We start from the raw sequence: 12,315 nt of genomic DNA, 5'->3' as shown, positions 1-12,315 counted from the left end.
GTCCTGCTGGCAGACGGGTGTGCGCTGCGAAAGCTCGCGCACTTAGGCTTTATATCTAAGCTGTTTATAAGATTAGTAGTGATGGTTAACGTCACCGGTTTACTGTGGATAACTTGGTTTACTGGCGGAAAATCAATCGATTGCGCGCGGGATAAACACAAGGGCAAACTCTGTATGAGCCGATTACCAATCTTGGATAAAAATTCAGCTTTGGATAACTTTTCGAGTTTTCCCCAATCGATGAAAAAGTTATTCAGAACTTTATCCACAGGCGAATCGAATTTGGGGGAATGACGGGCTTGGAAACGGCAAAAGTGACGAAGTGGGTGAAATCAGTCATTTGGTCACCGATTTCGGTCTTTGACGGGGTAGTGACAGGGGTAAAGCGGGGGAATTTGTCTTGTAATGGCAACGACCCCCGAGGCGGTCAATTCCACTGTTGCGAAAAACGTGGCTAAAACGTGGCGGGGACAGGAAAGTTATCCCCTGCCCCCGCCGATAAAACAACAGTATTTTCGTGCTGCCTATTTTTTAGGCGCCACCTTGCCGGAGGCACTCTTGCCTGGTGGCGGCGCCTGCGGCGCCTTCTTCACTTCTTCGAGCAGGTGATCGCAGTCGGCCTTCTGGTCGCCGTCCACATTGATCAGGGGCAGGATGGCCGTCACCGGTGCCAGCAGGCCCAGCGCTACCGCGCCACCCGCCCGCAAGGCCAGCACCCCTTTGTTCACGCCTACGTCCGGATCCTTGAAACTGCCCTTCACGTACAACGGCGAACGCAGCGAGATGATGCGCAGGCCCTTGCTGCGTGGATGCACGTTCAGGTCCAGCAATTCGCGCTTCATGTCGATGTCGCCGTCCACCACGATCAGGGCGTCTTCGGTGTCCAGCAACAAGGTCTTCACCTGCATCACGCCGTCCTGCACCGGCAGGTCGCCGGCCAGGCAGTTCAGCTTCACCTCCTTGTCCCCGAACAGCTTGCTGATGACCACGTTGCCCACATTGAGCCCGGCGGCCTCCAGCAGGAACTTGCTGATCGCACCCTTGTTGACCAAGGTCTTCACCTCGCCGTTGGCCGAGCCCAGCATGGCTGCGACCGAATTGCCGGTGGCCGACAGCCGGGCGTCGCCGTTGATCTCGCCAAAGCTGGTGCGCGAGGCATCGAGCTGGGGATACAGCTTCTGGATCTTCAGGTTGCGGGCGGCCAGCTTCAGCTCCGATTTCATCTGCGCCGCCTGGCCGTCAAGCCGGATGGTGGAGCGCAGATTGCCGCCGGCCATGCCGAAGTTGAGCGGGTCCAGGCTCAAGACCTTGTCCTTCAGGATGAGGTGGGCCTGCAGGTCGGTGATCGGCAAGTCCTTCTGCCGGATGATGCGCTTGCCGGTGAAACGCACATCGGCATCCAGCGCACCCCAGGCCTCGGTGCTGAACGTCTTCACCGGCAGCACCTTGTTGCCAGGCTGGCGTTCCTCTGCGCCACGCTGCGCCTTCTCGGCATTGGAGTCGGCGCCGATCAGCGGTGCCAGGTCATCGAAGCGCAGCACATTGGAGGTCAGCGCCCCCGTCAGTTGCGGACGCGCGCCGCCGGTGACGTAATCCAGGCTGCCGTTGAGATCGCTGTCCCCCACCTTGCCGCTGAAGTCCTGGTAATGCCACTGACTGCCGCTTTCGCCGATCTTGCCCAGCAGATGACCTTCGGTGGCGAAGGGCGGCGTTTCCGGCAACAGGATGCCGGTCAGCGGATACAGGTTGCCCATGCTGGCCCCGGCCACCGACAGCCGCAGGTCCAGCGCAGCCAGTTCGGCCGGTTTGGTGAGCGTACCCTGGATACCGATGCTGGTCTTGCCCACCTTGACCTGGGCCTGCAGCGGATACGGCTGCTGCTGGTCTTGCAGCGAGAGCACCCCGCCGGCCTTGCCCTGCCCGCTCACCGGGGCGCCGTTGAAGGTGCCGCCGAGCTTCCAGCCCAGTCCGTAGAGCTTCTCCTTGTCCGGATCCAGGGTGTCGATATCGGCCTTGATATTGATCTTTTGCACAGCATCGTCCAGCGCCAGCTTGCCCTGGCTGAGACTGATGCGGCCCAGGCTGAGCTGCCAGGCCGAGGGAGTGCTGTTGTTGCTGGTGAACGTCCAGTTGTTCACAGCCTGACGGTTGCGCAGCAAGGAAACCGAGGGCGCCTGTACCTCCAGCGAAGGCAGGGAAATCCTATGCACAAGCAGCGGCAGCGGATTGAGGGTGAAGCTGACCAGGCGCACCGTGGCCATCTGGCCAGCGCTGCTGAAGGTGGGGGGATTGCCGACCCGGATATCCTCCGCCTGCAGCCGGGGCCACGGTACCCAGCGCGCCCAGAAGCCCGGTGGCGCCGCACCTGGGGTGGCGTCCGTGCCGGCGCGCTGCCAGTGCAGGGAGAGATTGCCGTCGATGGCGAACTCGCGCCCGATCGCGGTCGAGACGCGTTCGTTGATCCAGGGTTTGGCCCGGTTCCAGTCGAAGGTGAGGATGAAAATGACCGCGGCGGCGATCAGGATGAGCAGACTGGCAAGCAGCCAGAGCAGGATTTTGGTCAGGCGCGACATCGCTTCGGCGTCCCCTATGGAGGGTTATCAACATGCGCCAACGCCCGCCGACAGCGGCTTTCCCGCGCGCCAGTCTCCATGGCGCCTGTGGATAGATCAGACCGGGAAAGCCGTTTGCTGCCAGCGCCGCATCAGCGCTTCATGTTGATACGACCGAATTCGTCATGTGTTGTTGCAGACAAGTGAGCTCGCAGCCACTTATGGGCCGGATTACGGGCGTCGCGTTCATGCCACAACATATCCACATGCTCTTCCGGCGTCTGGAAGGGCAGCTCCTTCACCACCAGCACCTCGGCCATGCCGGTGGCGGCCACCAGGTGGCGCGGCAGCACGGTGATGAGCTCCGAACTGGCCACGATGCGACCGGCCGTGAAGAACTGGTTCACCGTCAGCAGGATCTTGCGCTCCCGGTTCATGCCGGCCAGCACGTCGTCGATCACCGCATGCGGCTTGCCCGACAGGCTCACCAGCAGGTGATCGGCGCTGCAATAGCTGTCCAGCGTCAGCGGTTGGCCGGCCAGCGGGTGGTTCTTGTGCATCACGCAGACATATTGCCCGGTGTAGAGCCGTGCATGGCTGATCTGGCTCTTGGCCATGCCCTGGCCATCGGCCAGCTGTGCAGTCACGCCGGGGAAAAAGCCCACGGCCAGGTCGATATCCCCGCGCAACAGCATGGCACGTGGGTCACGCGTGGTCAGCGGCATCATCCGGATCTTGATGCGGGGGGCGTCGCGCATGATGGTGCGCACCAGCGAGGGCAGCCACAGCGCGGCCGTGGCATCCACCATGGCCATGCGGAAGGTGTTCTGGGCGCGCGAGATATCGAAGCTCTCCGGCGCGATCACCGCTTCCAGCTCCGACAGGGCCCGGCGTACGGTGGGCCACAGTTCCTCGGCGCGGGGCGTGGGCTTGACGCCATGAGCGGTGCGGATCACCAGATCGTCATTGAGCGTGTCGCGCAGCCGGCGTAGCGCATTGGAGACAGCCGGCTGGGTCATGGCCAGCAAGTTGGCCGCACGCGTCAGATTCTGCTCGGTCATGACGGCGTCGAATACGCGCAACAGATTCAGGTCCAGGGTGAGAAAGCTCATGGGGCGGGCCTTTGCGGCAGGAAGGAAGTCGTGGGGGCGGCAGATGAGCGCGGGTGATCGCCGGCCAAAATATTATTCACAGATTATATAACTGATATCCGAAACGGAAAGTGGTCAAACAAATGTGAGTTCTCTACACTGCAATGCAACATAACACACAACGTCAAGGATCGAATCATGGCAACCATCGCACAAAGCACCAACAGCACCTTCAAGAGCAAGTTCGCCGCCGTCATGCGCAACATCTTCATCCACTTCGTCAAGGCCCACGAGTTGCAAGCCGTTGCTCTGGTCGCCGCCGAACAGGATCGCGCATCGGGCACCCGCCAGCTGAACCGCATGGCCGACAAGTTCGAAGCCACCCAGCCGAACCTGGCTGCTGAACTGCGCTTCATCGCTTCGCGCGGTTAATCGAAGGTTTCTGCTTCACCAGATTCAGGTTTTACCCGTCGCGCATGACACTTGCGTGACGATGGCACCAGGTCCTGTAGACCGGTGCCGGTATCAAGGATTTCGGTAGTTCCGGCGCGTACGGCGCTTATGTTGACGCTGATTCGATCAACGCGTCAGGACACCGATCCGTTGTCTCCTCCTCCCTCTTTAGGAAGGATTAACCCCGTAGGCCATGCCTGCGGGGTTTTTTTTCGTGCATTGCGAACAGGTTGTTCACCATCGGCGACGACTTCCGTTCGAGATATTCACAGGCCCTTCGCGCTCAGTCAAACGGCGTTGCAAATTTGCCGCACAGTGGTCAGACAAGCCATCGCCATCTTGCCAGCCGGCTAATGTAAAAAATGCAATGAAGGCCAGCCATCAAGGGTTTGCGGGAGATTGTCCGGTGCTTGCTGGTCGCTGAAGACCTATATTCACAAACCCTATATCTGATATGAGAACTCTAAAGTAGTCATACAGGAGGCCAAACTGCATACTGCGACGCAACAACAGTGAACTTGAACGCCGCGCAGTCGTGTCGCGGCCTGATTATCAGAGGTAGAAATATCATGTCCTTCCTGAACCTGGCCTTTCCTGCTGAAGCAGCCCTGCCCTTCGCGCAATCCCTGATGGGCATGCTGGTGGCGTATATCCGCCCGGCACTGGGTCTGGGCGCACTGGTCACGCTGGTCATGGTGTTCAAGCCGCTGATCCTGGGTCTGGCGCAAGCCGCCGTCCTGCTGGTCAAGCCCCGCAAGTCGCTGGAGCAACGCATCCTGGCGCACAAGTTCAGCGGCAAGCGCATGCTCAACCGCATGGCCAACGAATACAGCATGACCCAACCGAATTTTGCAGCCGAGCTGCGCAACATGGCCGCGCGCGACTGAAGTCCGGTCCCGGCATGTAGTGCGACCTCTGATCCGTCTTCTGGTCGTTTTGTAGTTTTGTAGTACGTACTGTGTCTCCTCCTCCCTCTTTAGGAAGGATTAGCCCCGCCAGCGCAAGCTCGCGGGGCTTTTTTTATCCACAGCCCGGACCCGGGCCGCCGGCAACGTGATAACTTGTTCACCCGCCAACCTTCACAGCATTTCCGCAACACATCATGTGCCAGCTCCTCGGGATGAACTGCAATACCCCCACCGACATCGTCTTCAGCTTCACCGGCTTTGCCACCCGGGGCGGCCTGACCGACCACCACCGCGATGGCTGGGGCATTGCCTTCTTCGAGGGCTCGGGCGTGCGCACCTTCGTCGATCATCAGGCGGCCGTCGATTCCCCCGTGGCCGAACTGATCAAGCGCTACCCGATCAAGTCGCAGCACGTGATTGCCCACATCCGCAAGGCCACCCAGGGCCGTGTCACACTGGCCAACTGCCACCCCTTCGTGCGCGAACTGTGGGGGCGCTACTGGGTATTTGCCCACAACGGTGACCTGAAGAACTTCACGCCCGAGCTCGATGGCCCCTACCGCCCGGTCGGCACCACCGACAGCGAACTGGCCTTCTGCTACATCCTGCAGGAAATGCGCAAGCGCTTCGGCGACACCCTGCCTCTGCTGGCCGACCTGCGCGCGGCCCTGCGCGAGATCGTCGACGGCATCGCCAGCCACGGCACCTTCAACATGCTGCTCTCGGACGGCTCGGCGCTGTATACCCACTGCTCCACGCATCTCTATTACATCGTCCGCCAGCACCCCTTCACCACCGCCAAGCTGTCTGACGACGACCTCTCGGTCGACTTTGCCCAGGTCACCACCACCAATGACCGGGTTGCGGTGATCGTGACCCAGCCCTTGACCGACAATGAAGTCTGGACCGCTTTCCAGGCCGGTGAAATGAAGGTCTTTGTCGACGGCAACGTGGTCGACTGAGCAAGCTGACGGCCCACCACAGTCATTTGTCCACAGCCAAATCCGCCGCCAAAATCCACTTTTGCACAGGCTGTTACAAAAAAGGCGGGCAGATTGCCCGCCTTGTCTTATCCACAGCAGATGACTCTGTCCCCCTAACACCGCCCGCTCACGGGCTTTCCGGTGTCAGGGTGACGATGCACTGCTGCGCAGCCTGTGGATAGTTCAGATTTTTCAGGGATTTTTGCCGGTCGACCTGTGGATAACTTGGGCTTACCGGAGTAAAATGCGTCCCTCGTTTCGCGCCCGGACGACTTCGTCCAACCAGGCCCGTCCTCCGGACGCGGCAGGCGGGCGCCGCACTAATCCGATAAGAAAGCTTCATGGAAAACTTCTGGCAGGCTTGCTCCCATAAACTCGAGCAGGAGCTGACCCCTCAGCAATACAGCGCCTGGATCAAGCCGCTGGTGCCGCTCGACTTCGAGGATGGGCTCTTGCGCATCGCCGCGCCCAACCGCTTCAAGCTGGACTGGGTCAAGACCCAGTTCGCCAACCGCATCACCGCACTGGCCTGCGAATACTGGGACGCACCGACCGAAGTCCAGTTCGTGCTGGACCCGCGCGGCAACCAGGGCCGGCGCCCGGCCGCCAGCCCGCAAGCGGCCGGCGGCGGTGCCAACGGCCTGGGTTTGCCCAACCACGAACAGTTGCACCTGGATCCCGAACCGGCGCAGCCCGTGCGGGCGGTGGCGCCGCGCCAGGAGCAGTCGCGCATCAACCCGGTCCTGACCTTCGACAACCTGGTCACCGGTAAGGCCAACCAGCTGGCCCGCGCGGCCGCCACCCAGGTCGCCAACAACCCCGGTACCTCGTACAACCCGCTGTTCCTGTATGGCGGCGTGGGCCTGGGTAAGACCCACATCATCCACGCCATCGGCAACCAGGTGCTTGTGGATAACCCGGGCGCCAAGATCCGCTACATCCACGCCGAACAGTACGTGCGCGACGTGGTCACGGCCTACCAGCGCAAGGGTTTCGACGACTTCAAGCGCTATTACCACTCGCTGGACCTGCTGCTGATCGACGATATCCAGTTCTTTGGTGGCAAGAGCCGCACCCAGGAAGAATTCTTCTACGCCTTCGAAGCCCTGATCGCGGCCAAGAAACAGATCATCATCACCAGTGATACCTATCCCAAGGAAATCAGCGGCATGGATGACCGCCTGATCTCCCGCTTCGACTCCGGCCTGACCGTGGCCATCGAGCCGCCCGAGCTGGAGATGCGCGTGGCCATCCTGATGAAGAAGGCTGCCGCCGAGGACGTGGTGCTGTCCGATGACGTCGCCTTCTTCGTCGCCAAGCACTTGCGCTCCAACGTGCGCGAGCTGGAAGGCGCGCTGCGCAAGATCCTGGCCTACTCGCGCTTCCACGGCAAGGACATCACCATCGATGTCGTCAAGGAAGCCCTGAAGGACCTGCTGTCGGTGCAGAACCGCCAGATCTCGGTGGAAAACATCCAGAAGACGGTGGCCGACTTCTTCAACATCAAGGTCGCCGACATGTATTCCAAGAAGCGTCCGGCCAACATCGCCCGCCCGCGCCAGATCGCCATGTACCTGGCCAAGGAGCTGACCCAGAAGAGCCTGCCGGAGATCGGCGACCTCTTCGGCGGCCGCGACCACACCACGGTGTTGCACGCGGTCCGCAAGATCGCCGCCGACCGCGCCAAGAGCCCGGAATGCAACCACGAGCTGCACGTGCTGGAGCAAACCCTCAAGGGTTGATCCAGGCTGCCACCGGCAGCGCCTGTGGATAAGATGACCATGCCGCCCGCGTCCGCGCCGGCGGCATTTTCTTTTCCACAACGAAACTTCCAGGCGCCACCGGCGCGCAAGCCTGTGGATAAAATAACCGGTCCGCTTGCGGCGCTTCCTCTGCCCGGGGAGCGGGAATTTTCCCTCCCCGACCACCGGATTTTTGATGCCCAGGCGCCCACCCTTCCCCCCGGCGGACTACTCCGAAGAGGGGATGATTGGTACAATGGAAGGCGTTATTTCGCAGGCGGACGCAAGGGCCGGCCACGGAGCAGGAAATCCGCGGGATAGCACGGAAACTTCGAATAAATACCCGGAAACACCCGGCAAAAGTATTCAAATGTTCCAAACGTATAGCCAAGTGTTTCTGGCTGCCCGCCATTGTCTTACCTACCTGGACAATCGCGGGTCGCTGTATCACCAGCTTTGCGGGAACGGATTCCGGACCGGTCGCTTACCGGTCATGCCACATGCAGGAGCGTTGCATATTCAGGCGGGTTGCAGTGCAGACAGCGTTTTTCACCAGAGGAGGAACACGCGCAAGATGGGCATGACGCAAAGCCGGCCGACGGCATCCTTTAAACCATTACTAGCAAGGACAAACTGACTATGCAATTGGTTAAAACCCAACGAGACACGCTCCTGCGTCCTCTGCAGATCGTGAGTGGTATTGTCGAGCGTCGGCACACATTGCCGATTCTGGCCAATATCCTCATCCGCAAGGACGGCGAGAAGGTCTCTTTCCTGTCCACCGACATCGAAGTGCAAATCACCACGCACGCCGACGTCGGCTCCGGCAATGAAACGACCGCCACCACCGTGGCCGCCCGCAAGCTGCTCGACATCCTGCGCGCCCTGCCCGACTCCGGCGAAGTCGCCATCTCCCTGTCCAACAAGCGCCTGACCGTGCAATCGGGCAAGTCCCGCTTCGCCCTGCAGACGCTGGCCGCCGAGGAATTCCCGACGGTGGCCCAGGCCGAGCACTACAACGCCCAGGTCAACCTGCCGCAGAAGACCCTGAAGCACCTGTTCAACATGGTCCACTTCGCCATGGCCCAGCAGGATATCCGTTACTACCTCAACGGCCTGCTGCTGGTGGTCGAAGGCAAGAACGTGATCGCGGTCGCCACCGACGGCCACCGCCTGGCCTTCTGCCAGGTCGAGACCGAGCAGGACTTCCCGCGCCAGGAAGTGATCATCCCGCGCAAGACCATCATCGAACTGCAGCGTCTGCTCGACGACAGCGACGACGAAGTCCAGCTGCAGATCGCCAACAACCAGGTCAAGCTGACCTTCGCCGACATCGAGCTGATCTCCAAGCTGGTCGAAGGCAAGTTCCCCGACTACACCCGCGTGGTGCCCAAGGGCTACAAGAACAGCTTCACCATCAGCCGCGACCAGCTGCTGCGCTCGCTGCAACGCGCCGCCATCATGACCAGCGACAAGTTCAAGGGCGTGCGCTGGGTGATCGCCCCCGGCAGCCTGAAGATCAGCTCCACCAACGCCGACCAGGAAGAAGCGGTCGAAGAACTGGAAATCGACTACGGCGGCGACACCGTCGACATCGGTTTCAACGTCAGCTACCTGCTCGACGTGCTCAACAACCTGAAGAACGACTACGTCAACATCGCCCTGGGCGATGCCAATTCCTCGGCCCTGATCACCATCCCCGAGAACGCCGACTTCAAGTACGTCGTCATGCCGATGCGGATCTGAGCAACACCGCTCCACGCGCCCGAGGGGCCGTCCCAGACGGCCCCTCGGTTGCTTTTAAGAATTCCAAGAATCCTCCGACGAATTCCGTTTTTTGCAGTCCCCTAGTCGTTTGGCTAGCAATTTCAGAAGGTAACCATGTCCTCCAGCCCCGCAGACAACACCAATTCCGCGCAACAAAGCTATGGCGCTTCTTCCATCCAGATCCTGGAAGGCCTGGAGGCGGTGCGCAAGCGTCCCGGCATGTACATTGGCGACACCTCTGACGGCACCGGCCTGCACCACCTGGTGTTCGAAGTGCTGGACAACTCCATCGACGAAGCCCTGGCGGGCTACTGCAGCGAGATCCACGTCACCATCCACGCCGACAACTCCATCTCCATCACCGACAACGGCCGCGGCATTCCCACCGGCCTGAAGATGGACGACAAGCACGAACCCAAGCGCTCCGCCGCCGAAATCGTGATGACCGAGCTGCACGCCGGCGGCAAGTTCGACCAGAACTCCTACAAGGTCTCCGGCGGCCTGCACGGCGTGGGTGTGTCCTGCGTGAACGCACTGTCGAAGAAACTGAAGCTGACCATCCGCCGCGACGGCAAGCACTACGCCATGGAATTCGCCAAGGGCATCGTCCAGAACCGCGAACTGGAAATGATCGACGGCGTGCAGGTCTCGCCCATCAAGGTCGTGGGCGAATCCGACAAGCGCGGCACCGAAGTCCACTTCTGGGCCGATGAAGAAATCTTCACCCACGTCGAATTCCACTACGAGATCCTGGCCAAGCGCATCCGCGAACTGTCCTTCCTCAACAACGGCGTGCACATCAAGCTGACCGACCAGCGCACCGGCAAGGAAGAAGACTTCGCCTTCGAAGGCGGCACCCGTGGCTTCGTCGAATACATCAACAAGAACAAGAGCATCCTCAACCCGACCATCTTCCAGGCCACCGGCGAGAAGCAATCCGACCAGGGCACGCTGGTCTCGGTGGACGTCTCCATGCAATGGAACGACGCCTTCAACGAACAGGTGCTCTGCTTCACCAACAACATCCCCCAGCGTGACGGCGGCACCCACCTGACCGGCCTGCGCGCCGCCATGACCCGCGTCATCAACAAGTACATCGAAGAAAACGATCTCGCCAAGAAGGCCAAGGTCGAAATCTCCGGCGACGACATGCGCGAAGGCCTGACCTGCGTGCTCTCGGTGAAGGTACCGGAACCCAAGTTCAGCTCCCAGACCAAGGACAAGCTGGTCTCCAGCGAAGTGCGCGGCCCCGTGGAAGAAATCGTCGCCAAGACCCTGACCGACTTCCTCGCCGAGAAGCCCAACGACGCCAAGATCATCTGCGGCAAGATCGTCGAAGCCGCCCGCGCCCGTGAAGCCGCCCGCAAGGCCCGCGAACTGACCCGCCGCAAGGGCGTCATGGACGGCCTGGGTTTGTCGTCCAAGCTGGCCGACTGCCAGGAACGCGACCCGGCCCTGTGCGAGCTGTACATCGTCGAGGGTGACTCCGCAGGCGGCTCCGCCAAGCAAGGCCGCGACCGCAAGTTCCAGGCCATCCTGCCGCTGCGCGGCAAGGTGCTGAACGTCGAGAAGGCACGCTTCGAGAAGATGCTCTCCTCCGAACAGATCACCACCCTCATCGCCACCCTGGGCACCAGCATCGGCGCTGACGAGTTCAACCCGGACAAGCTGCGCTACCACCGCATCATCATCATGACCGACGCCGACGTCGACGGCGCCCACATCCGCACCCTGCTGCTGACCCTGTTCTATCGCCAGATGCCGGCCCTGGTCGAACGCGGCCACATCTACATCGCCCAGCCGCCGCTGTACAAGGTCAAGGCCGGGAAGGACGAGCGCTACCTCAAGGACGACATCGAGGAAGCGCAATACATGATGCAGATCGCCCTGAACGACGCCGAGATCAAGCCCGCCGAAGATGCCCCCGCCATCAGCGGCGATGCCTTGATCGAACTGGCCCGCCAGTACAACACCGCCAACGCCATCATCATGCGCCTGTCGCGCGCCATCGATGACGCCGCCTTGAGCGCCATCATGACCGGCGGCGTGGTACTGAAGATGGAAAACATCGAACAAGCCACCGCCACCGCGGCCGAACTGAAGAAGGCCATCAACGACAGCAACATCGACGTGCAAGCCCGCGTGGACGAGCTCAGCGAAAAGGTCGCCCTGCACATCCACCGTCGCCAGCACGGCAACATCAAGGCCACCGTGATCGATGCCGACTTCGTCAGCGGCCCCGACTACCAGGTGCTCTCCACCGCCGCCGAGACCTTCAAGGGCCTCATCCGCAAGGGCGCCACGGTGGCCCGTGGCCAGGGCGAAAAGCGCAAGGAATCCGCCATCACCGACTTCCGCCAGGCCATGGGCTGGCTGCGCGACGAAGCCGAGCGCGGCGTCAACAAGCAGCGCTACAAAGGCCTGGGCGAGATGAACCCCGAGCAACTGTGGGAAACCACCATGGATCCGACCGTGCGCCGTTTGTTGAAGGTGCAGATTGAGGATGCCATTGCGGCTGACCAGATCTTCATGACGTTGATGGGCGATGATGTGGAGCCGCGTCGGGCGTTTATTGAGTCCAATGCGTTGCAGGCGGGGAATATTGACGTGTAATAAGTAGTTGTAGGGAGTCACAGTAAGTGAAAAAATCGTCACTCCCGTGAAAACGGAAAGTCATAGTAAATGAAAAAAGAGAGCCGATATGGCTCTCTTTTTTTTGTCATTCGATCTTGCGTCTCAAATGTGTTGCCTCTATACGAGGCAAGTAACTGATTCATCTGTGCCAAAAGATACGCTAATGAAAGTAAATAAGTATTTGA

Annotated in this window: 8 protein-coding genes; 6 read left to right on the top strand and 2 right to left on the bottom strand. The window is 60.7% G+C overall.

Going from position 1 to position 12,315, the window contains the following annotated elements; translation table 11 throughout:
• Window positions 1-524: 524 nt before the first annotated feature.
• Together ACEOAC_RS00975 and ACEOAC_RS00970 are read right to left on the bottom strand one after the other, a co-directional pair.
• On the bottom strand, window positions 525-2,573 hold the full coding sequence (locus ACEOAC_RS00975; RefSeq protein WP_241813415.1) for an AsmA family protein: 2,049 nt from the start codon (window positions 2,571-2,573) through the stop codon (window positions 525-527).
• A gap of 131 nt (window positions 2,574-2,704) precedes the next feature.
• Entirely contained in the window at window positions 2,705-3,664 is a 960-nt protein-coding gene (locus ACEOAC_RS00970; RefSeq protein WP_006463443.1) for a LysR family transcriptional regulator, read from the bottom strand.
• A gap of 177 nt (window positions 3,665-3,841) precedes the next feature.
• Here ACEOAC_RS00970 and ACEOAC_RS00965 point away from each other — a divergent pair, with 177 nt between their 5' ends.
• The 6 genes from ACEOAC_RS00965 to gyrB all read left to right on the top strand — a co-directional run bounded on the left by ACEOAC_RS00965 (window position 3,842) and on the right by gyrB (window position 12,109).
• The gene (locus ACEOAC_RS00965) at window positions 3,842-4,075 is read left to right on the top strand and encodes a hypothetical protein (RefSeq protein WP_006463444.1); all 234 of its coding nucleotides are present in this window, start codon (window positions 3,842-3,844) and stop codon (window positions 4,073-4,075) included.
• A gap of 590 nt (window positions 4,076-4,665) precedes the next feature.
• Window positions 4,666-4,983: a hypothetical protein gene (locus ACEOAC_RS00960; RefSeq protein ID WP_006463445.1), complete on the top strand. Its 318-nt coding sequence runs from the start codon at window positions 4,666-4,668 to the stop codon at window positions 4,981-4,983.
• Window positions 4,984-5,198: 215 nt separating this feature from the next.
• Window positions 5,199-5,966: a class II glutamine amidotransferase gene (locus tag ACEOAC_RS00955; RefSeq protein ID WP_413443408.1), complete on the top strand. Its 768-nt coding sequence runs from the start codon at window positions 5,199-5,201 to the stop codon at window positions 5,964-5,966.
• Window positions 5,967-6,328: 362 nt separating this feature from the next.
• Window positions 6,329-7,729 (top strand): chromosomal replication initiator protein DnaA, encoded by a 1,401-nt coding sequence (gene dnaA, locus ACEOAC_RS00950; RefSeq protein ID WP_006463447.1) that lies wholly within the window; start codon window positions 6,329-6,331, stop codon window positions 7,727-7,729.
• A gap of 639 nt (window positions 7,730-8,368) precedes the next feature.
• Window positions 8,369-9,475, top strand: a complete 1,107-nt coding sequence (gene dnaN, locus ACEOAC_RS00945; RefSeq protein WP_077236725.1) for a DNA polymerase III subunit beta — start codon at window positions 8,369-8,371, stop codon at window positions 9,473-9,475.
• A 135-nt stretch (window positions 9,476-9,610) separates the two neighbouring features.
• The gene (gyrB, locus tag ACEOAC_RS00940) at window positions 9,611-12,109 is read left to right on the top strand and encodes a DNA topoisomerase (ATP-hydrolyzing) subunit B (RefSeq protein WP_006463449.1); all 2,499 of its coding nucleotides are present in this window, start codon (window positions 9,611-9,613) and stop codon (window positions 12,107-12,109) included.
• Window positions 12,110-12,315: the final 206 nt, after the last annotated feature.

The sequence above is a fragment of the Herbaspirillum frisingense genome (assembly GCF_047325095.1).
Lineage (GTDB): Bacteria > Pseudomonadota > Gammaproteobacteria > Burkholderiales > Burkholderiaceae_D > Herbaspirillum > Herbaspirillum frisingense.
The sequence above is the reverse complement of the archived record's forward strand: the minus strand, read 5'-3'. Positions and strand labels throughout refer to the sequence as shown.

Bases quoted from the DNA above. Each gene is read 5' to 3' on its own strand.
- ACEOAC_RS00960 (WP_006463445.1), top strand. From the start codon at position 4,666: ATGTCCTTCCTGAACCTGGCCTTTCCTGCTGAAGCAGCCCTGCCCTTC.
- gyrB (WP_006463449.1), top strand. From the start codon at position 9,611: ATGTCCTCCAGCCCCGCAGACAACACCAATTCCGCGCAACAAAGCTAT.
- ACEOAC_RS00975 (WP_241813415.1), bottom strand. From the start codon at position 2,573: ATGTCGCGCCTGACCAAAATCCTGCTCTGGCTGCTTGCCAGTCTGCTC.
- ACEOAC_RS00970 (WP_006463443.1), bottom strand. From the start codon at position 3,664: ATGAGCTTTCTCACCCTGGACCTGAATCTGTTGCGCGTATTCGACGCC.
- dnaN (WP_077236725.1), top strand. From the start codon at position 8,369: ATGCAATTGGTTAAAACCCAACGAGACACGCTCCTGCGTCCTCTGCAG.
- ACEOAC_RS00965 (WP_006463444.1), top strand. From the start codon at position 3,842: ATGGCAACCATCGCACAAAGCACCAACAGCACCTTCAAGAGCAAGTTC.
- dnaA (WP_006463447.1), top strand. From the start codon at position 6,329: ATGGAAAACTTCTGGCAGGCTTGCTCCCATAAACTCGAGCAGGAGCTG.
- ACEOAC_RS00955 (WP_413443408.1), top strand. From the start codon at position 5,199: ATGTGCCAGCTCCTCGGGATGAACTGCAATACCCCCACCGACATCGTC.